General features: G+C 71.6%; 19 protein-coding genes and 1 pseudogene. 16 read left to right on the top strand and 4 right to left on the bottom strand.

The window, feature by feature from the left end; all coding sequences use genetic code 11:
* The first annotated feature begins 107 nt into the window (after positions 1-107).
* The 5 genes and pseudogenes from ALLO2_RS06600 to ALLO2_RS06580 all read left to right on the top strand — a co-directional run.
* Positions 108-1,394, top strand: a complete 1,287-nt coding sequence (locus ALLO2_RS06600; RefSeq protein ID WP_051874942.1) for an ATP-grasp domain-containing protein — start codon at positions 108-110, stop codon at positions 1,392-1,394.
* A 417-nt stretch (positions 1,395-1,811) separates the two neighbouring features.
* Complete coding sequence (locus ALLO2_RS06595) at positions 1,812-2,924, top strand: arginine deiminase family protein (RefSeq protein ID WP_035730527.1); 1,113 nt, start codon at positions 1,812-1,814, stop codon at positions 2,922-2,924.
* 59 nt (positions 2,925-2,983) lie between these two features.
* Complete coding sequence (locus ALLO2_RS06590) at positions 2,984-3,196, top strand: hypothetical protein (RefSeq protein ID WP_232234932.1); 213 nt, start codon at positions 2,984-2,986, stop codon at positions 3,194-3,196.
* Complete coding sequence (locus ALLO2_RS06585) at positions 3,193-3,594, top strand: type II toxin-antitoxin system VapC family toxin (protein WP_023840493.1); 402 nt, start codon at positions 3,193-3,195, stop codon at positions 3,592-3,594. The genes ALLO2_RS06590 and ALLO2_RS06585 overlap by 4 nt, the downstream gene beginning before the upstream one ends.
* 109 nt (positions 3,595-3,703) lie before the next feature.
* Positions 3,704-3,984 (top strand): annotated as a pseudogene (locus tag ALLO2_RS06580) (hypothetical protein); the annotation flags it as partial.
* Positions 3,985-4,149: 165 nt separating this feature from the next.
* On the opposite strand, the gene ALLO2_RS06575 reads toward ALLO2_RS06580, so the two are convergent.
* Both ALLO2_RS06575 and ALLO2_RS06570 read right to left on the bottom strand, forming a co-directional pair.
* Positions 4,150-4,905, bottom strand: a complete 756-nt coding sequence (locus ALLO2_RS06575) for a 4'-phosphopantetheinyl transferase superfamily protein (RefSeq protein ID WP_051874955.1) — start codon at positions 4,903-4,905, stop codon at positions 4,150-4,152.
* A gap of 140 nt (positions 4,906-5,045) precedes the next feature.
* Positions 5,046-5,921: a metallophosphoesterase gene (locus ALLO2_RS06570; RefSeq protein ID WP_011435944.1), complete on the bottom strand. Its 876-nt coding sequence runs from the start codon at positions 5,919-5,921 to the stop codon at positions 5,046-5,048.
* A 217-nt stretch (positions 5,922-6,138) separates the two neighbouring features.
* Here ALLO2_RS06570 and ALLO2_RS06565 point away from each other — a divergent pair, with 217 nt between their 5' ends.
* Entirely contained in the window at positions 6,139-6,513 is a 375-nt protein-coding gene (locus ALLO2_RS06565; RefSeq protein WP_011435945.1) for a YkvA family protein, read from the top strand.
* A gap of 88 nt (positions 6,514-6,601) precedes the next feature.
* Entirely contained in the window at positions 6,602-7,210 is a 609-nt protein-coding gene (locus ALLO2_RS06560; RefSeq protein WP_011435946.1) for a DsbA family protein, read from the top strand.
* A 165-nt stretch (positions 7,211-7,375) separates the two neighbouring features.
* Here the strand turns inward: ALLO2_RS06560 and ALLO2_RS06555 are convergent, their stop codons facing one another.
* Positions 7,376-7,951 carry a TerD family protein gene (locus tag ALLO2_RS06555; protein WP_023840490.1) on the bottom strand — a complete coding sequence of 192 codons (576 nt, stop codon included), beginning with the start codon at positions 7,949-7,951 and terminating at the stop codon, positions 7,376-7,378.
* 307 nt (positions 7,952-8,258) lie between these two features.
* Here ALLO2_RS06555 and ALLO2_RS06550 point away from each other — a divergent pair, with 307 nt between their 5' ends.
* The 9 genes from ALLO2_RS06550 (at position 8,259) to ALLO2_RS06510 (ending at position 22,374) form a co-directional block, all read left to right on the top strand.
* On the top strand, positions 8,259-8,477 hold the full coding sequence (locus ALLO2_RS06550) for a hypothetical protein (protein WP_035730521.1): 219 nt from the start codon (positions 8,259-8,261) through the stop codon (positions 8,475-8,477).
* A gap of 298 nt (positions 8,478-8,775) precedes the next feature.
* Positions 8,776-10,020, top strand: a complete 1,245-nt coding sequence (locus tag ALLO2_RS06545) for a toll/interleukin-1 receptor domain-containing protein (protein WP_035730519.1) — start codon at positions 8,776-8,778, stop codon at positions 10,018-10,020.
* Positions 10,017-11,918: a toll/interleukin-1 receptor domain-containing protein gene (locus tag ALLO2_RS06540; RefSeq protein WP_035730517.1), complete on the top strand. Its 1,902-nt coding sequence runs from the start codon at positions 10,017-10,019 to the stop codon at positions 11,916-11,918. The genes ALLO2_RS06545 and ALLO2_RS06540 overlap by 4 nt, the downstream gene beginning before the upstream one ends.
* 198 nt (positions 11,919-12,116) lie before the next feature.
* Entirely contained in the window at positions 12,117-12,968 is an 852-nt protein-coding gene (locus ALLO2_RS06535) for a hypothetical protein (RefSeq protein ID WP_011435951.1), read from the top strand.
* Positions 12,961-16,935, top strand: a complete 3,975-nt coding sequence (gene fxsT / locus ALLO2_RS06530; RefSeq protein WP_232234931.1) for an FxSxx-COOH system tetratricopeptide repeat protein — start codon at positions 12,961-12,963, stop codon at positions 16,933-16,935. The genes ALLO2_RS06535 and fxsT overlap by 8 nt, the downstream gene beginning before the upstream one ends.
* A 123-nt stretch (positions 16,936-17,058) precedes the next feature.
* On the top strand, positions 17,059-18,126 hold the full coding sequence (locus tag ALLO2_RS06525) for a hypothetical protein (protein ID WP_011435953.1): 1,068 nt from the start codon (positions 17,059-17,061) through the stop codon (positions 18,124-18,126).
* 130 nt (positions 18,127-18,256) lie between these two features.
* The gene (locus ALLO2_RS27920) at positions 18,257-20,638 is read left to right on the top strand and encodes an HEXXH motif domain-containing protein (protein ID WP_035730515.1); all 2,382 of its coding nucleotides are present in this window, start codon (positions 18,257-18,259) and stop codon (positions 20,636-20,638) included.
* Between the two features lie 144 nt (positions 20,639-20,782).
* Positions 20,783-21,397 (top strand): MerR family transcriptional regulator, encoded by a 615-nt coding sequence (locus ALLO2_RS06515; protein WP_232234930.1) that lies wholly within the window; start codon positions 20,783-20,785, stop codon positions 21,395-21,397.
* Positions 21,397-22,374, top strand: coding sequence for an aldo/keto reductase (locus tag ALLO2_RS06510; protein ID WP_023840486.1), 978 nt, complete (start codon positions 21,397-21,399; stop codon positions 22,372-22,374). Before ALLO2_RS06515 ends, ALLO2_RS06510 begins: the two co-directional genes overlap by 1 nt.
* Positions 22,375-22,559: 185 nt before the next feature.
* On the opposite strand, the gene cobN is transcribed toward ALLO2_RS06510, so the two are convergent.
* The gene (gene cobN, locus ALLO2_RS06505) at positions 22,560-26,543 is read right to left on the bottom strand and encodes a cobaltochelatase subunit CobN (RefSeq protein WP_232234929.1); all 3,984 of its coding nucleotides are present in this window, start codon (positions 26,541-26,543) and stop codon (positions 22,560-22,562) included.
* Positions 26,544-26,633: the final 90 nt, after the last annotated feature.

The following is a 26,633-nucleotide window of genomic DNA, read 5'->3' as shown; positions in this document are numbered from 1 at the left end:
GGGTTCCGCGGCCGCGGTCTGGTCGAGGCCTGACGACGTGACCGGGAAACGTAGCGCGCAGGCTCCGTCCTTGAGGGCGGGAGGATGCCAAGAGAGGAGACCGTCCCGTGCGTGTCCTGGTGATCGGATTCGGGCAGGCGTTGCTCAACCAGCTGGGTTCGGCGCTGCCGCCGGGCAGTGTCACCCTCGTCGAGGACCCGGATCTGATCGACCGGCGGCGAGTGCGGCCGGCTGTCGAGAAGCTGCCCTGCGTGGCGGCCCTGCTCCCGGCGGCCTACCACCAGAGCGAGGACTTCCTCCCCGTCGTGCTCGCAGCGGCGGCCACCGGGGGACCCTTCNCCGCCGTCGTCCCGGCCCTGGAGTACAGCGTCCCCGCCGCGGCCTTGGCCGCGGCCGCACTGGGCCTGCCGGGCGCGGGAGTCGGGGCCGCCCGATGCCTGTCGGACAAGATCGAACTGCGCCGGGCGGCGACGGCGGCGGGCATCGCGACCCCGCGCTGGCGGGAGGTCTTCGGCCCGGATGACCTCGCGGCCTTCGGGGTGGAGAGCCCGGTGGTGCTCAAACCCGCCAACCGGCACGGCAGTCTCNGCGTGCAGATCCTCGACGCGGTGGAGGACGGGCCGCTCGACCTGGCGGCCATCTGGTCGGCGACGGTCGCCGCCCTCGACGACGGCGCGCTTCCCAACCGCCCGTTGCACTGGCGCTACCTGGTGGAGAGCCGGATGGTCGGCGCGGAGTTCAGCGTGGAGGCGCTGGTGCGCGACGGCGTGCCGAGCTTCGTCAACGTGACGGCGAAGCGGGTGCTGCCCGGGCGGCACCCGGTCGAGACCGGGCACGTCGTGCCGGCCCCCGGACCCGCGGCCAGGACCGCCGTGCTGAGCCGCGCGTTGACGCGTCTCATCGCGGCGATCGGCTTCGGGGACGGCATCCTGCACGCCGAATGGATGCTGACCGCCCGCTGCCCGGACGACCCGGTGCTCATCGAGTGCGCCGGGCGGATCCCCGGTGACAGTCTGGTCGAACTCATCGACTTGGCCTACGGAACCTCGCTGGCCGCGGACTACCTGGAGATTCTTTCCGGGGGGCGGCCCGCGCCGGCCGCGGTGGCGAGCGCCGCTGCGGCGATCCGCTTCCTGAGTGCCTCACCCGGTCGGGTCGACGCGGTCGACGGCGTCGAGGTCGCGCGGGCGGTGCCCGGGGTGCGGCGGGNGGCGCTGGCGGNCACCCCGGGCACGTCCATCCCGCCGCTGCGCTCGTCGGGCGACCGCATCGGCGAGGTGTTGGCGGTCGGCCCGACCCCGATGGATGCCGAGGCCACGGCGGCACGCGCCGCCGGGCTGGTGCGCGTGGCGGCGGCAGGGGCTCCGTTCGGCGCGGCTGTCATGCGGATCTAATTCCGTTGCCGCCGTCGCTCACCCTGATTATGAACACGTAAACGCCTGCCCGATCGGCACGTCGCGTACCCGCGCTATCCCGGGCTCCGCGTCCTGGTCGCATAATGCCGAGGTGGAACGCGCCAGCGAGAAATCGGATAGATGATTCTTGGCCTGTGGGTCGGCGTCCGGCGGGTGAGTACGGACATCGCCGTCGATCTGTCTACGGCTGCTGCTTCCACGCTCTCCCCGCGGCCGTGTTCCGCTTTTCCGTGCCTTTCTCCTCGTTGGCCGATGGGGGCCGAGGGCGCGCCGTGGCGGGTGCCGCCGTCGCGGCGGGGGTGATGGTGTCGGGGGTGCCGGTGTCGGGGGTGCCGGTGTCGGGGGTGCCGGGCCGGCGCGGTCGCGACCTGGTCACCGGATGACCGGGGTTACCGGATGACCGGGTCGACGGTTCTCATCCAGAATCCGACGGTGGTGCAGCCGGCCGAGACGTCGGTGTTCCTGGCACCCCGTCCGTCCTACGACCCGGTCCGGGCCGCGGCCGAGTCCGCCGCGGTGCGAGCGGCGCTCGCCGACCTCGGGGCCCGTCCCTGTGCCCCGTCCGAGATCCTCGCGGCGCTGCCCCGGGAGGTCCTGATCGAGCTCGCCGTCCGCGCGGTCAGCGCTGAGGACGACCTGCGAATGGCCGCCGCCCGCGAGGCGCTCCACGACTGGTCGGCGCCGGCGCTGGTGCCGGTGGTGCTGCGCCAGCCGCGGCTGCTGCTCGACCCCGGCGCCGCCCGCGGCGTGATCGGCCCCGACCAGGCGGACGAGAGCTACGCTCTGCGTCCCCTGGCCGGGTTGATGTTTCCTCGTGATCATTATGTCGATCTCGGTGAAGCGGTCGCGGTCGGCCGGTTGCGGCGCCGGGACCGGGCCCGCGAGACGGTCGTCATGGCTGCCGTGCTGCGCGGGTTGCGGGGCCGATCGGCCGAGGTCCGCGTCCCGGAGCCGCTGTTCCTGGAAGGCGGGGATCTGGTGAGCTGCGGCGATGTGGCCGTCCTCGGCACCGGTTGGCGGACCAGCCCGGCGGTCTGGGGGCTGTTGCGTCCGCATCTGCTGGCCAGCTTCGGTCACGTGGTGCGGGTCCGCGACGAGCTGCGGCGTGACGGCCAGCCCCATCTGAACTCCTNGCTCGGCCTCGGCCCGGGGATCGCCCTCGTCGCCGCCGATCGGCTGCACGCCCCGGCGGTGGTGGAACGCGACGGCGTCGCCGGCCGGGAGACGACGCTGGTCGACGCCCTGCGAACGATCAATCTCGCCGTCTGTCCGCTGGCACCGGACATGGTCGCGGCCTTCGCCGCGGGGGTGTTCTTCCTACCGGCCTTCGCGCCGCCGGAATCGGTCCTCCGGTCGGAGCCGGCCGCCCTGGTATCCACGGCGAGTGCGCCCTGGACCGAACCGGTGCTGTCGCGGTTCGGGATCCAGACCGTCGCGGTGCCGTTTGACGAACATCACAAGCAGTTCGGCAGCCTGCACCGGGCGCTCAACACCGTCCCGCTGCGCTGATGGCATGGCGCTTGCGGTGGGACTAAAATGCTTGCATNGCGACGATTCATGTCCGCGAGGTGCCGGAGGAGACCCTCACCATCCTCAAGGTCCGTGCCGCGCGCGCGGGCCGGTCATTGCAGCAGTATGTGCTGCAGCTGCTGGAGGGCGAGGCGGCGACGCTCACGGCCGAGGAAGCCGCGGACCAGGCCCGATCGATCGCCTCCCGCGGCACGGTGACCGCGACCGACGTCGTGGACGCGATAGCGCGGATGCGCGCGGACCGTGGATGATCGTCCTGGACACCTCCGTGCTGGTGGAGTTTCTGGTCGGCACGGATGACGTCGCCGACGTGGTCCGTGCCCTGGCCACCCGGGAGCGGATCGCCGCGCCGCACGCGGTCGACCTGGAATGCGCCTCGACGCTGCGCGGCCTCGCCCGCGGTGGGAAGCTGCCCGAGGGCGAAGCATCACGTGCCCTGGAACTGCTTGGTCGCATGAACCTGCGACGCTATGGCCACGCCCCGCTCCTCCCCCGGATCTGGGAACTACGCCACAACATGTGGCCCTACGATGCCGCCTACATCGCGCTCGCGGAAACCCTGAACGCCGACCTTGTCACGGCCAACCGGAAACTCGACCGCGTTCCGGGTCTCCGCTGCACCGTCCGTGACCTCCAGAACGGGCCGTGAACGCTCCGACCGGACCCGGCTCGCCTCCAGCCCGAGCCCCAGCCCGGTCAGGTGGGAGTCGAACCATCAGCGTCGGCTTGCGGGGCGTCGGCTGCGGCATGCTACCGGCATGCCTGATTCGCGGATCAGCCTGGCCGATGCCCTGGAACTGAGGCGGACCGGCGACCTGTGGCTGTTCCGCGGCCGCACGGCGGCGGACCGGGCGATCCAGACGACGACCAACAGCCCGGTGAACCATGTCGGCATGGCGGTGGTCGTTGACGATCTTCCGCCGCTGATGTGGCACGCCGAGCTGGGAAATCGTTGCCGGACGTCTGGGCGGGCACGCATCAGCGCGGCGTGCAGTTGCACGACCTGCGTGCGGCGGTGGAGGTCTGGGCACGCCGTTTCCGTTCTGGAGCGGTGACGACCTGCGTCTGTCCGGAGGCTTCGTGCTGGGCGGGGAGATCGTCGTGGACGTGGACGACCCTGCCTAGCGTCGCGTCCGGTGGGTCCGTGCGGCGGCCGTTGACCAGGATTCGGTTCCTTGTCTTTCCAGAGCCTTTCGTGTCCGATTTATCCCTCTGGATAGGCAGGATGCGTCTGGGGGGATGCCGTCGTCATGGGGATGCCGTCCAGGTGCGGCACGGTGATCGCGGTGACCAGCAGGCCGCGGGCCGAGAGCCAACGACCGCCGAAGCCGGTCAGCTCACCGCCGGCCAGCCGTGGTCCCGCCACCAGGAGTTTCGCGGTGAAGGTGCCCCGGGCGGCCGGGCTCGGTGCCGGCGGGCCCATAGGTGCGGTGCCCGGGNGGATCACGAGGGCGGCGTCCCCGAAGCCGAGCCAACGTTCCGCCAACGGGTACCACGCCTTGTAGACAGACTCCTTGGCGCTGAACAGCAGCCGGTCCCAGCAGACGGCCGGGCGGGTGCGGGTGAGGGCCGCGAGCCAGCCCGCCTCGGCGGGAACGGTGATCTCCTTCAGCACCCCGCCGGGTGTGGGCTCGTTCGGCTCGGCGTCGATGCCGATGGTGTGGACCTCCGCCGCCCGGGCCACCGCGGCCGCCCGGTAGCCGGCGCAGTGGGTGATGCTTCCCACCACTCCGTCCGGCCAGCCGGGTGCGCCGCGGGAACCGGGCAGGATCGGCGCCGCCGGAAGTCCGAGCCCCTCCAGCGCGCGATGCGCGCATACCCGGGCGGTGGTGAACTCGCGGCGCCTCTTGTCGACCGCGCGGCTCAGCAGCGCAGCCTCCTCGGGGAATAGCACAGCCGAGGGATCGTCCTCAAACGCCTCGACGGCGACGGCCGCGGCGGGCAGCAGGCTCGCGAGCAGGCGCGGATCCACCCTCTTTACTCCGGTACCCGTTACTCCGGTAGCCGTCCCTGACGTCGAAGCCGGCGCCCCCGGCGGCGCCGAGCCTGCCCCCGGCGCCAATCTCGATCCCGGCGTGGAACTCGATCCTGGCATCGCGCTCAGTCCCGGCGGGCCGGCGGTGCGGGGAAGGGCAGGATCTGCCGTAGCCCGGACCATGGCGTGCCCCACGCCGCGCGTTCCCGAGGGTAGCCCATCGAGACCTCCTCAAAGCGGACGTCGTCGTACCAGGTGGTGCGGGGAATGTGCAGATGACCGTAGACGACAGCGCTGGCCCGGAACCGCGTGTGCCAGTCGGCCGTGCTCGTGGTGCCGCACCACAGCGCGAATGTGGGGTACCGCAGTACCGCGGTGGGCTGACGGACGAGTGGCCAGTGGTTGACGAGCACCGTTGGCATTGTCGGATCGATGTCGCCGAGGCGCGCCCGGGTCTGCGCGACCCGGGCCCGGCACCAGGCGTCGATGGTGGGATACGGGTCCGGGTGCAGCACCCATTCGTCGGTGCATACGATCCCGCTTTCCCGGGCCAGGGCCAGCGCCTCCTCCTTCGTCGCCGTTTCGGCGGGCCGAAAGGTGTAGTCGTAGAGCACGAACAACGGCGCGACGACAACGGGGCCGCCCGCGCCCTCCCAGACCGGATAAGGGTCCTCCGGGGTGACGACGCCCAGCCCGCGGGCGATCTCCACGAGATGCCGGTAGCGTTGTTCGCCGCGCAGCTGCACCGGGTCCTGCTTGGGAGTCCACAGCTCGTGATTCCCCGGCACCCAGACAACCTTCGCGAAACGCCCGCTGAGCTGCTTGAGCGTCGTCTCGATATCGGCGATCGTCTCGGCGACGTCACCGGCGAGGATCAGCCAGTCGTCGGATGATCCGGGTGCGATGTCCTCCACCATCCGCCGGTTCTCGGGGTAGGCGACATGCACGTCACTGACGGCCAGCAGCCGCCCGGGCGAAACCGGGGAATCCGTCCGGGACACAAGGCGAAGCCTACCGGCGCGGCCACCGGCGTGTCCGCCAGATGAAAATGCTGTTCCGGTGTTCGAGATGGCGCCGGGTGGGCATCCTGATCGAGGATCATCGCGAGGGATCGGTGACGATCCCTCGAGGACGACACGATGAGCCGACGGATCCAGCCGATCTTGCGGGAGTGGACAGCGATGAACGACAGCGGGCAGCGATGAGTGGTGGGCAGCGATGAGTGACAGCGTCGGAATCGGGCTGCTCGTCGCCCTCGGGGCTCTCGTCATGATCGTCCTGGCGCTGGCCGTGGCCGCGCTGGTCGCCGTCCGGAAGTACCGGCTGCCGTTGCGGGGCCTCGTGGCGACCCTGGCGGGCCTCGCCTACGTCATCTCCCCGGTGGACGCCGTCCCGGAGATTCCGCTGGGGCCGATCGGCCTGATCGACGACATCACCGTGATCATCGCGACCGTGGTCTACCTGCGTGGCCTGATCGCCGCGCGGCGGGGCCTGGACCCGGCCGGGATCGATCCACCCGGCCGGGCGCCCCACCCGATGCCGCGGCAGCCTCCGCCGCCTCGGGTATCAGGCCGGCGCCGCGGTGCCCGCTGAGCAGGCTGCCGCTGAGCAGGCTGCCGGGGCTGGCTGGAACACCGGGGCTGGCTGGAACACCGGGACCGGCCCCGGTGTTGTCCGCGACATGACTTCTGTCACCTTCGCGATCACCTGGGATTACCGTTGCCCGTTCGCCCGCAACGCACATGAACACGTTTTGACTGGTCTCGCGGCCGGTGCCGACTGGAACGTCACCTTTCTCCCGTTCTCGCTGGGGCAGGCGCACGTGGAGGAGGGGCAACCCACCGTCTGGGAGAAGCCCGAGCAGGACTCCGGGATCCTCGCCCTGCAGGCCGGCGTCGTCGTCCGCGACGAATACCCGGATCTGTTCCCCTCCGCCCACCGGGCGCTGTTCGCGGCGCGTCACGACGAGGGCCGTCACCTGGAGGACCGGGCGGTCATCCAGGAGACGCTCGCGGGGGTGGGGCTGCCCGCCGACGAGGTGCTTGCCCGGGTTGACGATGGCGCTCTCGACAAGGTCCGCGCCGAGCACGAGCAGTACGTCGCCTCGCATACCGTCTGGGGCGTGCCGACCTGGATCGCCGGTGATCAGGCCGTGTTCGTCCGGCTGATGAACCGTGCGCCGCTCGGTGCCGACCCGGCGGGTTCCATCCGTGCGGTGGAGCGCATCGTCGACCTGGTGACCGGTTGGCCCGAGTTGAACGAGTTCAAGCACACGTCCATCCCACGCTGATCTTCCAGGCCGGTTCGGTCCGTCCCGGTACNCCCACGGCGCCGGGGACAGCGGCCGCGCCGCCCGCCATTCCCCTGTCGGCGCCCGGCGGTGTCAGACGTTCAAGCCGCGTCAGGTGCCCAGGTCACGTGAGGTGCCCAGGTCACGTGAGGTGCCCAGGCCGCGTCAGACGTCCAGGCCGTAGCTGCGGGCGATCGCAGCCAGGCCGCTGACCCCACCCTGGCCGAGCGCCCGGAAGCGCCAGCCGTCCTGATCCCGGTAGAGCTCACCGAACAACATCGAGGTGTCCCGCGCGGCGGCGGTGGTGAGGTCGTACCGCACCAGCTCGTCATCGGTCGACGCGTTGACGACCCGGATATAGGCGTCGGTCACGTCGCCGAAACTCTGGTGTCGATAGTCGGCGTTATGGATGCTGACCGGGAAGACGATGCGCGTTATTGCACTGGACAGCAGGTCGAGACGCACCTCGATCTGTTCGTCGTCGCCCGCACCCTCACCGGTGAGGTTGTCACCGCGGTGCACGATCTCGCCGCGCGGACTACTGAGGTTGTTGTAGTAGATGAAATAGCTGCGGTTGGGAGCTCGCCCGTCCGCCTGCAGGGCAATGGCGCTCGCGTCCAGGTCGAACTCCTCCGATCCGGGAGCATTCGGATCCCAGCCGAGGCCGACGGTGATGTGCGTCAGGCCGTCGGTGGCTCCGGTGAGCGCGACGCTTCCACCCTTGACGACGTCAATGCCCACGGTTCTCCGATCCCACGACGTTCTCCGGCCCGGCGGCCCCGGCCGGTGCGATGTTCGCGATACGTGACTACCCAAGCACATGAGCGTGTCGCTGGTGCGTGCATCCAGGAGACTGTCCCGACCGGTCTCGGCCGGTCCTGCTGGTCGCGAGCGGCGACGGGTGTCCGACGACCGGTAGCCTACTGGGGAGGAATGGTCACCGACCGATTGGTGTCGGCATCGTTGCGCAGTCTCCAGGATCGTGGCCGGGGACGGAGCGCGGCCACCGGCGGCATCGGCCGGCCCGAATTGGCTAACGTCGGCAACCGTGGATCGACTACCGTTGCTTGTCGGGTCCGGTGACATCGCTCGGGCGCTGGGTCTGACCCGCCAGGCGGTCGACCATCGGCTCCGGATCGATCCGGCCGCGCCGAGCCCGGCCGCGGTGGTAAATCGCACCGCCACCTGGGGCGGGACCCGGATCTGGTGGCGAGCGGAGATTGATCGTTGGCTTCGGCTCGAACCCGAGCACTGGGAAGTGCGCTGAGGGAGGCCGCCGGGAAAACGCGCTGACGGAAATCTGACGGAAAGCAGAGAGGTCCGCCCGGGGCATCCGGTGGCCGGCGGTGGACGTCCACAGAACGTGGGACGTGGAACGTGGGACGTGCTCGATGGACCGGCCTACCCGCCACGTCCGTGTTGAACGATCGTTGTTGAACGATCATTGAGGAAACCGGGCGGGTGGCCATCGCCATGCCGCCGGTCGGCTGATAGCGTCTGATGCCACCGTCCGCCGGGTGACGGTAGGTTCGGGGGCGCATGGTGCTGGCTTTTGAGGGTACCCGATGAAGAACTACTTCTTCATCTCCTATGCGGCAGATGAGGATCGGCGCTGGGTGCAGCGCTTTCACGCCGATCTCGAGTACGAGCTGCGGGTTCAGGTCGGCTCCGCGGTGGGCGGAATCCTGGACACCCGTCCGCGTCCCGGCATGGACGCCGACCTGGCCCTGNCCGCCGGCGCCGGCGGAACCCGCGTGATGGTGGCGCTCTGTTCCGATCCCTTTTTCAGGGACGCCTGGTGCGGGCGCGAGTGGGAGGTCTTCCACTCGCGCATCGAAAATTTCAGCAAGGCCGGTGCGACCAGACTGGAGGACGGTTTCCTCCGGGTGCTGTGGCGTCCGACGCAGGATCCCGTCCCGGCGGTCGCGACGAGGGATCTCGCGGACGCGAGCGCGGGACTCCCCGACACCTATCGCCAGCGCGGCCTGCTCTGGATGATGCGCAAGATGCTGCTCGGGGCGGGCGGGTACTACTGGTTCGTCCGCATGCTCGCGGCGCGGATCGTCGCGGCCCAGCAGATCACCCTGGACCCGGTGCCCGACCTCGCGGTGCGCCGCGCCGCCGCGGCCTTCGGCTCCCACCCCGGCTCGTCCGGGGACCCGTCGGAAGCGATGCCCCCCTTCCTTCCGCTGGCCGGGTCCGTGAACGGGAACGGGAACGTGAACGGGAACGGGAGAGCCGGTTTCCGGACCCACGGCGACGGCGACGAGGCGCGGCGCGCGGCTTCGATCGGGACGGCACCCCCCGTGCCCACGCCGACTACCNCCTCCCGCCGAACCACGCCGCCGGTGGCGTCTGACGTACCGTCGCCGCAGACGCCGCTGGCGGAGGTCTCCCGTCTGGTCGCCATCAGCTACGTCGGCGCCGACCAGGAGTGGGCGGACTGGCTCGAATACCTGCTGCGCCGCGGCTCCCACCGGGTCGTGCAGGTCAGATGGGCGCAGAGTAGAGGTGAGCGGCTGGCCGAGACGGTTGACCGCATCGCCGCGCGCCGGCCGGATGTCACCGTGGCCCTGCTGTCGCGGCACTACCGGCCGCCCCGCCCGGAGAACCCCGGCGAGACCGAGATCGAGGCGTGGGAGCGGCTGGGGCTGGCGGGACCGCTCGAGAATCAGGTCATCCGGGCGGTCATCGACCGCGAACCGTTACCCGAGCCGCTGCGGACGCTGCCGAAGCTGGATCTGAGCCGGTTCGAGCCGACCGCGGTCGACGGACTGCTGGCGGGGATACGGGCGGGAGCCCGGCGATGAACGCCTACGCCCGGCCCGGTCGTCGGCCCGGCGATGCGCCCCCGGTGTGGCGCAGCCGCCGGGAGAACGAGCTGTTCGCCGGTCGCGACGACGAGCTGGAACGCATCTGGGACGGCCTGACCCGGCATCGGCGGGNGGNGCTGGTGCCGGNGGGGGNCCAGTCCGACATCGGGGAGACCGAGCTCGCCGGCGAGTACCAGCATCGGTTCAAGCTGCGCTACGACGTCTCGTGGTGGGTGGACTGCTCGACGACCGCCGCCGTCCCCGGGCAGATCGGCGAGCTCTACGAGCGGGCCCGCACCGAACTTCCCGGCCCCCCTCCGGGCGCGGCCGACGCCGGGCCGGAGTCCACCGCGGGATGGTTGGTCATCTTCGCGGGTGTGGGCAGTCCGGACGAGGTGGCGGAGTTCCTGCCCGACGGCGAGGCGCATGTGATCATCATCGCCGACCGCGCCGTGGGCGCCTGGCGGGACCGGACGATGCCCATCGGGCCATTGCGTCGTCGCGAGTCGGTCATGCTGCTCACCAGCGCGGCGCCGATGGTCGACCCGGCCACCGCCGCCCAGCTGGGGGAGTTGGTCGGACACCGGCCCGCCCTGCTCGCGGAGATCGCCGGGTACCTGATCCGCGAGGCGGTCGTGTCGCCGGAACTGTGTCGGCGCCTGCTGGAGATGGCGGCGTCGCGGCCGACGCCGGCCGTCCGGGACGCCGCCGGCGGTGACCAGTCGTCCCGGGCCCAGGCGATGCGTGGTTCCGGAACCCCCGCCGGGGCCGCGTCCGGGGCCGCGTCCGGGGCCGCAGCCGGGGCCGGGGCCGCCGTCATGGTCGCAGGCGAGGTACGTGACCCGGTAGGGCGCAACGCGGCGCGGGCACCATCGATTCCTGTGATCAACAAGCACGGCTGGCCCCCCCGGGAGGTCGACGAGCTCGTCGCGGCCCTGATGCGGGTGGAGTACATCGCTGACCTGGCCGGTTTCGACCACTGGTTCGACGAGCTGACACGGATCCTCGGTCGCACGATCGCGCTGACCTCCCCGGTCGTCGCGGTCCGCCTGACCACGCTGGTCAGCGAGGCGGTCGGCCAGCCCGATCCCGGCATGCTCGACGCCTTGCTGCAGGCCCTCGACCTGGTCGCGCCGCGCGACGACCGGTCCGTCGTGGACTTCCGGCGCTTGGTGACCGAGCTGCAATCCCACTGGAGCGGCGCGGGCTCGGCGCTGCCCGGCATGTCATCACCGGTGCCCGCCTACCAGCTTCCCTCCTGGCCACCGCTGCTGTCTGGAGTGCCCTCCTCACCCCCGCCCAGCCACGGGCCGTCGGGCACCCCGACCTACTACTTCTTCACCAGCCACGCGCACCGCGACGACCGGGATCGCGTGGCCATCTTCCATCGGGAGCTCGAGCTGGAGCTGCGCCGCAAGGTCCGGCGCCGGATCCGGCCGACGGGATTCTTCGACGCCGACCGGCTGGGCGGCGGGGAGCACTGGCCGACCTCGCTGCGCGACGCGGTGCGCACGGCTCCGGTGCTGGTCGCGCTGTGGTGTGACGACTACTTTGAGAGCGACTGGTGCGGCCGGGAGTTCGGCGTTTTTCAGGAACGTATCCGCCGGGCGACCAAGCCGGGCGGGAACCCGCCGTCCGGGATCATTCCCGTGCCCTGGCTGCGGCGGGACGCCGAGGTACCCGAGGCGGCCCGTGAACTCCACATCGCGCATATGGAGCTTGGTCGTCAGTATGACAACCTTCCGGTCCTGGATTTGATGCGCCATCCCGCCGCCTTCGCGGAGTATGTAAGTCTGCTGGCCTACCGGGTCATGGATGTCGCTCGCGACCAGCTGCCGCCGTTGGACGCCGAGGTGACGGAGCTCGTCCGTTCCCCGTTCCACCATCAGCCGTGAGCTGCACGGAGCCGTGATGAGCTGCACGANCNCCCCNCGGCCGGCNCCCGGCGGCAGCGCGCCGCGACCGTCCCGCCGTACCCGGATCCCCGCGGTGAAGAATGTGGTCCGACCTGTGCGAGCTGCCGTGGACGTGGGAGGCCCGGGTGCGATGGTAGGGCAGAGGCCCTGCGCCGAAAAACGGCGTGAGGGGGACCTGTGACACCGTTCTTTCTGGTCCATCACGCGCTCGCCGGCGGTGACAGCAGCTATGTCGAACGTTTCTTCGGAGATGTACAGAATGCGGTTTACGAGCGCCTCGGCTATCGTGAGGTGTTCACTGGCGAGGCGGCCGGCGCGGCGGAGTCCTCGCCGGCGACGGGGGGCCGCTCCAATCCCGATGCGCTCCTGGCGCCGGTGATGGTGGCGCTGTACTCGGACGCCTACTTCACCGACCACCAGTGCCTGCTGGAGTGGTCGCTGTTCCGGGAACGGCTGCGGTGGCACCACCATTTCACCGGTCGGAGCTCTCCGGCGCTGGTCGGTGTTCCCTGGTCCATCCGATCGGTACCCGTGCCGGCTCAGATCGCGGAGGCGGGGATGCTTGTCGGCGACTTCGGCGCGGGCTACACGGCGAGCGGCGCGTTGCAGCTGATCCGGACCGGTTCCGCCTCGGTCTGGTACCAGCAGTTGACCGAACGGGTCAGTGAACTGATCGTGCGTGCCCGCGGCGACGAGCCGCCGGCACTGTCCACGCGTGACGTGGAGTTCGTCGAGCGGTCGGGGCGGACGGACTGGGTGTCGGCCGGTCGGGGCCGGGGCACCCGCTGGTCTGCCGGCAGCTCCGCGACGCTGCTGATCCCGCCGGCTCCCCTGGTCCCCCTGGCCTCGACGGTTCGCACGGCTCCAACCCCGGCGGCTCCAACCCCGGCGGCCATGGCTTCGGCGGCCATGGCTCCGGCCCGAGTCGGTGGCCGGGAGCGTCGATGGCGGATGGCCGATCCCGAGCACACCCGTCGACCCATCCTGCGTCGTGCCGGCGCCGCCGAACTGGACGATGACGATGACTGAACTTTCCGAGCAACCACCGGAACTTTCCAGGCAACCACCGGAACCGGCGGGTCACGACACGCCGGGCGGGCGCGCCGGCAGGCCGGCGCAGATCATCACCTTCTACTCCTACAAGGGCGGTTCGGGGCGCACGATGGCACTGGCGAACGTCGCCTGGCTGCTCGCCGCCTCGGGTAAGCGGGTTCTCACCGTCGACTGGGATCTGGAGTCTCCCGGCCTGCACCGGTATTTCCGCCCGTTTCTGCAGAACAGGGAGCTGGACTCGAGTGACGGCGTCACCGAGATGCTCCAGGGTTTCATCCGGGAGATCGACCGGCTCCAGGACGCGCCGCCGTCGACATCCGCGGAGCAGGCCTCCGTGCCGGACGCCGACGCGGTGCGCGAGATCATCGCCCTGCACGGCGACTTCCGGCACAACATCGAGACCATCGAGTGGCCCGGGTTCCCGGGCGTCGGACGGATCGACTTCCTCGGTCCCGGCCGGCAGACGTCCACGAGCGCGGTGCTGGTGGCCACGGTGCCCTGGTCGACGCTGTTCGAGGACGCCGACGGCCGGGCGTATTTCGCCGCGCTGCGTGAGCGCATGCGGTTCGCCGACTACGACTACGTCCTCATCGACAGCCGGACCGGCACCTCGGACGCGGCCGGCGTCTGCACCCAGCTCCTGCCGGACACCGTCGTCATCGGATTCGCGCTGAACAACCAGTCCATCGACGGCGGCGCCGGGGTGGCCCGCGAGATCCGTAACAGCAAGCGGGACATCCGGGTGCTGCCCGTCCCGATGCGGGTCGAGGACACCGAGCAGCGCAAGCAGGAACTGCGCCGCCGCGCGGCGTTCCACGCCTTCCGCCCGGTGTTGGCCGACCTGTGCGGTTCCGACCCGGAGGCACAGCGGAGCTTTCTGATCGGCCTGGAGATCCCCTACAAGGCGGTCTACGCCTACGAGGAGGTCCTGGCGGCCTTCCAGGAGGATCCCGCCAGCCGGCTCGGCGTCCAGGCCGCCTACCGGATGCTCGCCGGAGAGCTTGCCGGCGCCCCGATCGATGCGCGCCCCGTCCCGCCACAGGATCGGGAGCGGGTGCTGCGGGACTTCGAGCAGTACGGACCGCCCGCTCCGCGGTCGGTGGCGATCTTTGGGGCGCCCGAGGACCGGCCCTGGGCGGACTGGCTGGTGTCGGTGCTGGGAGCCACCGGGGTGCGGATCCGACCGCTGCCCCCGATGGCGCTGACCCCCGCCGACTTCCCCGCCGTCGAGTCACTGATCGTGATCGGATCACCGCATCTGGGCCCGGACACCCCGGGTGAGTCCCTGGTGCGCGAGCAGATCCAGACCCGGATCCGCCAGCGCGGCTCGCGGGCGGGGGTGGTGGTCGTCGAGGTGGGTTCGATGCGGCTCGACTCCGCCTACCATGGAGCCGAGATCATCTCCCTGCCCGCGCGGAACGAGCGGGACGCGGGGGTCGTGGTCCTCGAAGGGCTGGGGCTGCCCGTTCCGCGGGCCCGACTCGACGACCTGCGGGTGGTCGCNCCCCGGTNCCCGGCCCGCCGGCCCCGCTTCTGGTCGGTGCCGGCCAGGTTCGCCCAGCCGTTCGTCGGACGGCACGCGGTGCTGGACGAGCTGCGCGACCGGCTGCTGCCGGGGGGCCGACCGAGCGGGCTGTGTCCCCTGCTCGGCCCGGACGGCGTCGGGAAGAGCGCCATCGCGGCCGAGTACGCGCACCGGTTCGACTCCGACTACGACATCGTGCACTGGATCTCGGCGGGTGACGCCGCCTCGGTCCGGGCGGGCCTGCGCGACCTCGCCGAGCGGCTGCGTCCCGGCAGCGACGTCCCGGACGCGCAGCGTTCCCCGAGCGAGCAGCTCGAACGGGTCGCCCTGGACGCGCTGCGCCAAGGCGACCCCTCGGCGCGCTGGCTGCTTGTCTACGACGGCGCCGCCGACCCGCGGACGCTGGCCGGGCTGTTGCCCGTCCCGACCGGCAACGGCCATGTCCTGCTGACTTCGGCGGATCCGGCCTGGGACAGTGAACCCGGCGCGTTGTGGGTGGACCCGTTCACCCCGGCCGAGAGCCGGGCGTTCCTGCGCCGGTGGCTGCCCGAGGTCGGTGAGGACCGGCTGGCGACGATCGCCGAGCGGCTACGGCATCAGCCGTCGGGCCTGCGCACTGCGGTCGGGCGGCTTCGCCAGGACCGGCGGGGAGNGCCGGTTGACGATCGTGCCGTCGACGCCTACCTCACCCAGCTCGCCGGGGTCGCACCCGAGCAGGCAACCTGGACGGTGTCGTTCGAGACCCTGCGCACCAGCGACCGCGCGACCCGGCGGGCGGCGGCCCGGCTGCTGGAACTGTGTGCCTTCCTGGCCCCGCAGGGCGTGCCGCTCGCCCTGCTGGAATCCCCGGTGATGCTGCGCCATCTCGCCGAGGCGGTGGGGGACGACGCGATCGCCGACCCGACCGTGCTGCCCGAGCTGTGGGCGGAGATCCGCAAGCCCCGGCTGGCCGAAGTCGACACCGTACCCGACGGTCAGTTCCGCCTCGCCGCGCGCTGGCAGCGGCTCCTCGTCGAACGGATGCAGCCCGCCGAGCGGACCGCCGCCCGCGAGGCGGTGCTCGGCATCTTCGCGGACATCGCCGCGGCCGCTCCGCGGCCCTCGGCCGCCGCGGGCTGGCCGATCTACCGGATGCTGGAGGGTCAGATCCTGGCCTCCGAGGCGATGGAGAGCCCGGCACCCAAGGTTCGGCAGTGGCTGGTGTCCCAGGTGTATGTGATGTGGCGGTCCGGCCGGCTGGAGTTGGGCCGCGGCATCGCCGAGGATGCGTTGCGCAGATGGCGCGACCTGTTCGGAGCGGACGACCCGCTGACCCTGCGGATGGCCGCCCACCTGGCCATGGTGCTCCGCGGTCTGGGACGGTTCCAGGAGGCGTACGACCTGAACACCGACACCCTCGCCCGCCAGCGCCGCCACCTGGGCATTTTCCATCGCCACACATTGATCACCGCGATGAGTTACGGCATCGACATCCGGGAGCTCGGCCGGTACGCCGAGGCAGCCGCGGAGGAGAGCAGCACCCTGGTCGGTTTCCGCGACCGGCTCGGCGACAACCACCTCGACACCCTCATGGCCGCGAGCAACCTCGCGCTGTCCACCTTCCTGGACGGGCGGGCCCGCGAGGCGCTCCACCTGAGCCTGGACACCATGGCGCGGCTACGCCTGGCGGGGGCCGAGGGCACCTCGCAGTTCTGGTGGCTGCAGGCGCGGGCCGGGATCTGCCATCGGGAGCTGGGCGAGCTGGAGCAGGCGGAGCGGTTGCTGCGGGAGGCCGCGACCAACCTCGCCGGCATCGAGGGGGCGACGACGCACCTGACCCTGCGCTGCAACAAGCATCTCGCGGTCGTCCTGCGCCTGCGGGGCAGCCCGGACGCGGCGAGCCGCCTCGCCGGTGAGACGCTCGAGCGCTACACCGAGATCTACGGGGCGTCCGACCTGGGCACCCTGGCCTGCCTGCTGAGCCGTGCCGGCCATCTGCACGCGCTGGGNGAGCACCACCGGGCGTCCGTCGAGGCCGAGTCGTGCCTGCGGGAGTACGAACGTCTCCACGGCCCCGAGCATCCGTTCACGAACATCTGCCGCTCGGATCTGTCCATCTACCTGCGCGCGGACGGGCGGCTGGCGGAGTCCCGCGCACTGGCCGAGCAGGCCCACCTCACGCTGGTCGACGAGCTCTACCAGCACCACCCGTTCGCGCTGGCCGCCGGGGTGAACCACGCCGCGAGCCTGGCGGCCCTCGGCGAGACCGAGGCGGCCCGGGCGCTGGACGAGGATCTGTTGCGCGAATCCGAAATGTCACTGGACAGCAGCCATCCCTACCTCCCGATAATGCGGGAGAACCTGGCGGTCCTCACCGGCCGGCAGGCCGGCGGTGGGCGTGGCCATCGAGAAGTCGACATCGACATCTCCAGCATCTGAGTAGCGTGATGAGGTCGAGCGACGAGTGCACAGTGGCAATCCGCCGGCGGCCGGTCCGCCCGGACCGGGGTTTCCGGTCCGGCGTCGGCCGCCACCCGCCGGGAGCGGCAGAAGGATGAGCTGATGGTGACTGTTCCTGATGATGTTGTCGAACCCCGCATCGTCACCGCGCCGCATGTCGGCGACGAATACAACGGCATCCGGCAGAAGTTCCGCGGGACGGTGGCTGTCACGGGTGCCCAGTATCTCGAGTACTACGTCCACGGATTGCCGACGGTGTCGGCCGATCTTCTGCACCATCCGCGGCTGGCCGACTGTTTCCGTGGTTCACGCACGGTGGAACGGGCCCGCCGGGACTACGAGATCATCGGCCGGCAGCTAAACCACCGGATGACGGAGCTGAACACCTCGCTGGCCGCTCTCGCCAACGGGCGGCTAATCCGGACGGTCTTCGCCGCGCAGGACCGGGCGGTGCTCTACTTCGACGTCGACGAGGGGCAGTACATCGTCGGGGTCTCCCTCGGCGCGGACGCCATCGAGTCCGCTGACCTGACGCTCTCGCGGACCGCGACGGAAATCCGGGCGGCCCGGGGGATCGGCGACCCCAACTACGGCGGCTATCACCGGGGGGACGGCACGTTCCTTCCGTCGCCCACCCGCGCCGACGGTAGCCCGGACACCGGCTCTCATCCATTCGTGTCGTTGCCGAGGCCGTCGGCGCCGGTGTTCGCCAATCCCTGGGCATCGCTGATCAAACGGCGTTGGTCACCCGCCGGGGACTCGCGGGAGGAGGAGTTCCAGGCCCAGGCCGTCAGCGTCCTGAAGCCCGGTGACCTCCAGTACATGGCCCTGGTGCGCGGCGGCACGGTGAGCGCCGCCGACCTGATGGACCACGACGACCTCAACGAATTCTTCGTCGGTCTGAGCCGGGAGGCCCGCCGGGAGGGTCTCGTCAAGGTCGCCGCCAAGTTCCTCGCCCTGAGCGATCTGCTCGACGGTCTGCTGCGATCGGTCCTGAACCGCCGATTGACCCGCACCGTTCTCGACGTGGAGAAGGGTGCGCTGTACTTTCATCGCCTCAGCCGTGACGAGTTCCTGATGGGCGTCACCCTGGATCAGCGTCGGGTGTCCGAAGCCGACCGCCGCTTCCAGCTGCTCGTCCGCCGACTGACGGCTTCGTACGGCTGTTGAAAGGCGCCGGATGACGCCAGGCGAATCCCGTCGATGGACGGGATCATTGTCGATGTCCTCGCGTATTCTTCGTCGAGCAGGTCCCCGCGTCGCGCCGACGCGTACCCGTTGGTGGGGAGGCCCCACATTCATGGCCCACGATCTGATGCCCGTGCCGTCCGGTCTGGTGGATCTCTGCGAGGTCGACGTCGACCGGCTTGCCTCCCTCGCGGGTCCACCCTCGGGAGAATGGCAGCGCTGGATCGCCGCCTGGATCGGCTACCCGGGCAGGCCGCTGCCCGGGGACGTAGCTCTGGCCCTGGGCGGGGATCTGGACCTGACCGACTACCTGCCCAGGACCACATCCTTCGGGGAGATGCCGGACGGCACCGACCCCCCGAAGCCGCCGCGTCTGCCCGGGGCCGCCGCCTGTTCGGGCGGACGGCCCGCGTCCGGTGGCGCCATGACGTCGGGTGGCGCCATGACGTCGGGTGGCGCCATGACGTCGGGTGGCGCCATGACGTCGGGTGGCGCCATGACGTCGGGTGGCGCCATGACGTCGGGTGGCGCCATGACGTCGGGTGGCGCCATGACGTCGGGTGGCGCCATGACCCACGCCTCTCGGCGGCTCGTCCGTCCTACCGGATCCGCCCGTCGGGTGGTCTCCCCACCCGTCGCCCGGCATCGGATCACCCCGAGGGACATCGAGGCCGTGGCGGGCGGGTCGCCGGGTGCCGCACCGCTGCGCGAGCTGCTGCGGGGTCAGATCAGCAAACGGATGCTGATGCTGTGGGCGTTGCTGCGCGGCCTTGAGAACGCCGACCTCGACGACGCGACGCGCACCTGCGTAGATGAGGCGCTGCGGGTGCTCGGGGACGCTCAGCGGCGGGCCCGCGACGCCGTCCACGACCTGCTCCTGCACCCGACGATCGGGACCTGGCTCGCCGGCAGCCTGCGGCGGTGCTGGCAGGGGNCGGCCGGACCCGACCTCGACCGCCTCGGTTATGTGGGTGGGATCGCGGTGGCCGCCGCCCTGCGGGCCCGGATGCCGTGCCGGGTGCCGGTGCGGATCATCGACGGGCTGGTGTCGATCCCCACGATGGGCGTCGTCGGGTCGGGGGCCACGAGCGGTTGGGGCGTCGCGCACGTGTCCGACCGGCGGGTGACGCTGCGTGGCAGCGCCGGGNGGGGNCCGGCCGGNGGNGACGGCTGGACTCCGGCGCGCATGCTGTCGAGCACTGTCGACGGTCACCGAATCGCACTGACGCTGGAGGACACCGACCCGTTCCGGGCCGCGGACACGCTTCCCCTGCCCGTCGCCGCGCGCTGCGACGAGGCGGCGGCCCGGTGGCAGCGCCTGCTCGACGGCGCCTGGAGTGTGCTCGCGGGCGACGACGGGGTGCGGGCGGAGGAGGCCGCCGCGGTCCTGTCGGCGCTGGTCCCGTTGCGTGAGGTCCCGGACCGGCCCGGCACCGGCGTCACCGTGATCGACGCGCTCGGCGCGCTGATGGTCAGCCCGCCGACCGACGCGCTGTGGCTTGCCATCACCGTCGTGCATGAGGCGGCGCACACCAGACTGGAGATGCTGAGCGATCTTGCGCCCCTGGTCGGCCCGCACGACGGCTCCGTGCACTACGCTCCCTGGCGGCCCGACCCCCGGCCACTCGCCCCGCTGCTGCACGGCGCCTTCGCCTTCGCCCAGATCGCGGCCTTCTGGGCGGGGCGGTGGGCCCGGGACGGCGCCGGGTCGGATCTGGGCGCGGCGTACGAGTTCGCCTGGTGCCGGGACGCGGTCTCGGCGGTGCTGCCCGTGCTGCGGGATGCGGCCGGGCTCACCGAGGCGGGCCGCCGGTTCGTCTCGGCCATGGGCGCCAGGATCGACGTCTGGATCGCCGCCGACCTGCCGATCGCGGCCACTACCACAGCCGCCACCGTGCTGCGCGACGTCGCCGTCGTCTGGCGGCTGCGTAACCGCCGGCCCGACCGCGACCACATCGAGAGATGGGCGCGGGACTGGGCTGCCGGTCGGCCCTGCGGACGGCCGGTAGCGCCGTCGTCCCGCCTCGTCCCCCAGACCGAGCCGTACAGCCCGCACCGCCACGCCCGGCAGGCACTGACCTCGCTGCGGTTCGCCATGCCCGACCGGTTCGCCGGGCTCGCTGGTTCTGCCGGGCTCGATCCGGCGGCCTGGCCCGTCAACGCGACCCTCGGAGACCTGCTCTACGTGCGCGGAGACCTCGGCCGCGCGGCCGAGGAGTTCCGCCGGGAGCTGCAGGCCCGTCCGGGGCGGGCGGAGTCGTTCGCGGGGCTGGCCCTGGTGCTGGCCAGACGGGCCGGGGGACTGGAGCGCCGGCTCTACCTCGACCACCCCGAGGCGTTGCTGGCCCTGAGCGTCCGGATCAGGGAGCTGACCGGCTCCACCCCTGACCCGCGCACGCTCGCGCGGTGGATCGCGGCGGGAGGCCCCGGTTACCCGGATCGCTCGTGGCGATCTCTCAAGACGAGGCCGCTACCGGTCGGTGCCCGGCGATAACCCGACGGCGGGGATGCCGGCTGGGATGCCGTCCCGCCGGCCGCATCCCGCTCCGTTCGCGATGACGCATTCGGCGAATCCGGAACAGCGAGTTTCCGCGGGCCGCGTTGACTTCGTGCGCACTCCAAGTCCTAACGTCTTCGTATGGCCACGATCGAGGCGCTCACGGTGACGTCTTCCCCTCCGGCCGTGACGCCGTCTCCGGCCGTGACGCCGTCTCCGGCCGTGACGCCGTCTCCGGCCGTGACGCCGTCTCCGGCCATGGTGGCGGAGCCGGATCAGGGCTGGTGCGCGCGGTTGGACCCGGCGGTCCGCCCGGATGGATGCGACCGGTCCGTTGATCCGTTCGCGGTCGGTCCGGGGGGTGCACCAGAGGCCGCCGGGACCCTCACGATCGCCGAGGCCGCCGCGGCCACCGGAGTCAGCGCGCACACGCTGCGGTACTACGAGCGGGCGGGGCTGATGCGGGACCCGGTCGCCCGTGCCTCGTCGAGCCATCGGCGCTACACCGTCGAGGACGTCCGCTGGGTCACGTTCCTGACCAAGCTGCGGCTCACCGGCATGCCGATCCGGGAGATGGCGCGCTACGCCGAACTGGTGCGCGCCGGGGAGGGGAACGAGGCGGAGCGTCTCGCCCTGCTGACCGAGCATCGCCGCCGGGTCCTGGCGCGCCTCGACGAGGTGCAGCGCAACCTCACCGCCATCAACGTCAAAATCAGCATTTATCAGGACATCTACCAGGAGAGGGTCGTCCGCTGATGCGCAGGGTCGCACTAGGAAGCCAGGGCCTGGAGGTCTCCGTCCAGGGTCTGGGCTGCATGGGAATGTCGGAGTTCTACGGCGCTGGCGACGACGCCGAGTCGGTCGCCACCATCCACCGGGCGCTCGACCTCGGGGTGACGCTGCTGGACACGGCGGACATGTACGGCCCGTACCGCAACGAGGAACTCGTGGGGCGGGCGATCGCCGGCCGCCGGGACGAGGTGGTGCTGGCCACCAAGTTCGGCATCATCCGTGACCCCGCCGACCCGACGGCGCGGGGGATCAACGGCCGTCCGGAGTACGTGCGCTCGGCCTGCGACGCATCCCTGCGTCGCCTCGGCGTCGACCACATCGACCTGTACTACCAGCACCGGGTCGACCCGAAGACGCCGATCGAGGATACCGTCGGCGCGATGGCCGAGTTGGTCAGCGCCGGCAAGGTGCGCTACCTCGGGCTCTCGGAGGCGGCGCCNGCCACCATCCGTCGTGCCCACGCCGTCGCCCTGATCACGGCCCTGCAGACCGAGTACTCGATCTGGTCCCGCGAGCCGGAGGCCGAGATCCTGCCGACCCTGCGGGAACTCGGCATCGGGTTCATCTCCTACAGCCCGCTCGGGCGTGGCTTCCTGACCGGCACCTTCCGCTCGGCCGCGGACTTCGCCGCCGACGACTTCCGCCAGCACCTGCCGCGGATGCACGGCGACAACTTCGACGCCAACCTCGCCGTGCTCGCCGAGATCGAGAAGCTTGCCGCGGAGAAGAACGTGACCCCCGCGCAGCTCGCGCTGGCGTGGGTGCACCACCAGGGCGACGACGTCGTGCCGATCCCCGGCACGAAGCGGCGCCGCTACCTGGAGTACAACGTCGCAGCCACCAGCATCACGTTGACGGCCGCCGAGGCGGAGCGGTTGGGTGCGGCGGGGGCGGGCGTGGCGGGCCCCCGCTATCCCGACATGTCATCCGTCAACGGATAGCGAGGCCCGGTCGAGTCCGCCGCGGTGGCGGGTGCCGCGCCGCCCGATTCCCCGATGGTGGCGGGGGAGCCGTGAGAACGGGAGCCGTGACGCGTGAGGTGGCCCGCCACCTGTCCTCCGCCGGCCCTGCTGCCCGCCGGCCCTGCTGCCCTGCGACTTGGCCGGACCGGCCGGACCCGGCGATCTCAGGCGTCGCCGGTGGGACCGTCCTCCAGGTCGCCCTCGGTACGCAGGTACAGCTCCTGCAGCGCGTCGAGGGTCGCAGCCTCCGGGTGCTCCCACAGGCCGCGCGCCGCGGCCTCCAGCAGCCGTTCGGTGATGCCGTGCAGCGCCCAGGGGTTGGACTCGGCGAAGAACTTCTGGTTCTCCGGGTCCAGTGCGTAGGTTGTGGCGAGCCGTTCGTACATCCAGTCCGCGACCACGCCGGCGGTGGCATCGTAGCCGAACAGGTAGTCGACGGTGGCGGCCATCTCGAACGCCCCCTTGTAGCCGTGCCGGCGCATCGCCGCGAGCCACCGCGGGTTCACCACCCGGGCGCGGAAGACCCGGGAGGTCTCCTCGGACAGCGTTCGGGTGCGGACCGCCTCCGGCCGGGTGCTGTCGCCAATGTAGGCAGCCGGCGCCCGGCCGGTCAGCGCGCGTACGGTTGCGACCATGCCGCCGTGGTACTGGAAGTAGTCGTCGGAGTCGGCGATGTCGTGCTCGCGGGTGTCGACGTTCTTCGCGGCGATGGCGATCCGCCGGTAGGCCGACTCCATGTCCTCCCGGGCGGGGGTGCCGTCGACCCCGCGGCCGTAGGCGTAGCCGCCCCACGTCGCGTATACCTCGGCGAGGTCGGCGTCATCGCGCCAGTTCCGGCTGTCGATCAGAGGCAGCAGCCCGGCGCCGTACGCCCCCGGCCGGGAGCCGAAGATACGCAGGGTGGCCCGCCGTTCGTCGCCGTGCCCGGCGAGGTCCGCACGGGCATGGGCGCGCACGAAGTTGTCCTCGTCGGTCTCGTCGAGGCCGGCGGCGAGCCGGACCGCGTCGTCGAGCATCGCCACCACGTACGGGAACGCGTCCCGGAAGAAGCCGCTGATGCGCACGGTGACGTCGATGCGGGGCCGGCCGAGCTCGGCGAGGTCGATCGGTTCGAGCCCGCTGACCCGCCGCGACGCTTCGTCCCAGGTCGGACGGATGCCGAGTAGGGCGAGCACCTCGGCCACGTCGTCGCCGGAGGTGCGCATCGCGCTGGTTCCCCAGGCGGACAGGCCCACCGACTCGGGCCAGGTGCCGGTGTCGGCCCGGTACCGATCGAGCAGGGAGGTCGCCATTGCCTGGCCCGTCTCCCAGGCGAGCCGGCTGGGGATGGCCTTCGGGTCGACCGAGTAGAAGTTCCGCCCGGTGGGCAGCACGTTGACCAGACCCCGCAGCGGCGAGCCGCTGGGACCGGCCGAGACGTAGCCGCCGTCGAGGGCGTGCAGCACGGCGGTGACCTCGTCGGTGGTCCGGGCGAGCCGCGGCACGATCTCCGTGGCGGCGAACCGCAGCACGGCCGCCACCGTCTCCCGGACCGGGTCGGTCTCCGCGTCCGCGTCCATGCCTGCCGGGCCGTGGACTTTCCTTGCCTTTCCAGAGGCTTTTGTGTCCGGTTTATCCCTCTGGATAGGCAAGGGGGGCAAGGGGATGGTCGCTGGCGAGGGAGGGGGGACGAGGACGGTCGTCACCACGTCGGATGCGGCCGACGGGTCCCAGGCGCGTTCCTCCATCGCCGTTACCAGGGCGAGCGCCGTCGCCTCGGCGGCGTCGACCGTGCCGCGGGCCGCCCGGTCGTCCTCGACGAGCCCGAGGGCCTCCCGCAGCCCCGGCAGGGTGACGCGCCCGCCCCACATCTGCCGGGCCCGCAGCATCGCGAGCACCAGGTTGATCCGCGCCCCGCCGGTCGGTGCTTCGCCGAGCACGTGCAGGCCGTCGCGGATCTGCGCGTCCTTCACCTCGCACAGCCACCCGTCGACGTGCAGCAGGAAGTCGTCGAACTCGGCGTCGTGCGGCCGGTCGGTCAGTCCCAGGTCGTGATCGAGCCGGGCGGCCTGGATCAGCGTCCAGATCTGCGCCCGGATGGCCGGCAGCTTCGCCGGATCCATGGCGGCGATGGTGGCGTGCTCGTCGAGCAGCTGTTCCAGGCGGGCCAGGTCGCCGTAGCTCTCCGCGCGGGCCATCGGCGGAACCAGGTGATCGACCAGGGTCGCGTGCGCCCGGCGCTTCGCCTGCGTGCCCTCGCCCGGGTCGTTGACGAGGAACGGGTAGATCAACGGCAGGTTGCCGATCGCCGCGTCGGTCGGACAGGACGCGGACATGCCCACGGTCTTGCCGGGCAGCCACTCCAGCGTCCCGTGCTTACCCAGATGGACGACGGCGTGCGCGCCGAAGCCGCCGGAACTATCGGAGCCGCCGGAGCCGCCGGCGAGCCACCGGTAGGCGGCGAGGTAGTGGTGGCTCGGCGGCAGGCCGGGATCGTGATAAATGGCGACCGGGTTCTCCCCGAAGCCGCGTGGCGGCTGGACCAACAGCACGATGTTGCCGGCCTGCAGCGCGGCGAGCACGATCTCCCCGTCCGGATTCGCGGACCGGTCGACGTACAGCTCGCCGGGCGCGGGCCCCCAATGCCGTTCGACGCTCTCCCGCAGGTCGGCGGGCAGGGTGTCGAACCACGCCCGGTACCGCGCCGCGCTGATCCGGACCGGGTTGCCGGCGAGCTGCTCCTCGGTCAGCCAGGCCGGATCCTGCCCGCCCGCGGCGATGATCGCGTGGATCAGGGCGTCACCGTCCTCGGCCGTGACCCCCGGCAGCGCGTCCGGGCCGTCGTCGGGCCCGATGTCGTATCCAGCCGCGCGCATCGCCCGCAGCAGGCGCACGACGCTCGCCGGGGTGTCGAGGCCCACCGCGTTGCCGATCCGGGAGTGCTTCGTCGGGTAGGCCGAGAGCATGAGCGCCACCCGGCGTTCGGCCGGTGGGACGTGCCGCAGCCGGCCGTGCGCGACGGCGATGCCGGCCACCCGGTCGGCGCGTTCGGTGTCGGCGACGTAGCTTGTCAGCCCATCCGCATCGATCTCCTTGAAGGAGAACGGCACGGTGATCAGGCGCCCGTCGAACTCGGGGATCGCCACCTGTGTCGCCGCGTCCAGCGGGGACAGCCCGTCGTCCGACTCCGCCCACGTCGCCCGGCCGCTGGTCAGGCACAGTCCCTGCAGGATCGGGATGTCCAGCGCGGCCAGCGCGCCGACGTCCCACGCCTCGTCGTCGCCTCCGGCGCAGGAGTGCGCCGGCTGGCTGCCACCCGCGGCGAGCACGGTGACGATCAGCGCGTCCGCCCGCCCGAGGGTGGCGAGCAACTCGGGTTCGGCGGCGCGCAGCGACGCGCAGTACACCGGCAGCGGATCCCCGCCGGCACGCTCGACCGCGGCACAGAGTGCCTCGACGAACGCGATGTTCCCGGCGACGTGGTGCGCGCGGTAGTACAGGACACCGATGACCGGCCGCACCGCGACCGGCCGCACCGCGTTCCCCGCGAGGACGTCCGGGACGTCCCGGCTGGCTGATGCGTCCGGGGTGGCTGATGCGTCCGGGGTGGCTGATGCGTCCGCGGCCCGGTCGAGCGCCCCCCAGGCCGGGATGGTCACCGGTGGGGCGAATCCGGTACCGGACAGTAGCAGGGTGTCGGCGAGGAATCGGTGCAGCTCGCCGAGGTTGGCCGGACCGCCCTGGGTTAGGTAGGCGTGTGCCTCGGCACAGATGCCGCCGGGCACCGTGGAGACGGCCATGAGCTCCGCGTCCGGGGTCTGTTCGCCACCGAGCACGACCACCGGGCGCGGGCCGGCGAGCAGCGTGTCGAGCCCCTCCTCCCAGGTCCGCCGGCCGCCGAGGATGCGCACCACGACCGCATCGGCACCGCTGGTCAGCGCCGGGAGATCGGCGACGGAGAGCCGGGCCGGGTTGGCGAGGCGGTAGCTGGCTCCGCTCGCCCGCGCGGAGAGTAGGTCGGTGTCGGACGTCGACAGCAGCAGGACGACCGCGTCAACCTCCGTCTCCCCGGCTCCTGGTGTCTCCCCGGCTTCGCGGGCGAACGCGGTCGACGGATCGTCGGAAGGGTCGTCGGACGGATCGGTGGGAGGAGTCTGCACAGGCGACATGGTGATGCCTTTCCCGGGGGTCCACGCCCCGCGTCGGTGGCCGTGCCTGGGGCGCACTCCCCGGTGACGGTGGCGGGACCGCACCGGATT

This window comes from Frankia sp. Allo2 (genome assembly GCF_000733325.1).
Classification (GTDB): domain Bacteria; phylum Actinomycetota; class Actinomycetes; order Frankiales; family Frankiaceae; genus Frankia; species Frankia casuarinae.
This window is presented reverse-complemented; position numbering and strand designations above follow the sequence as displayed.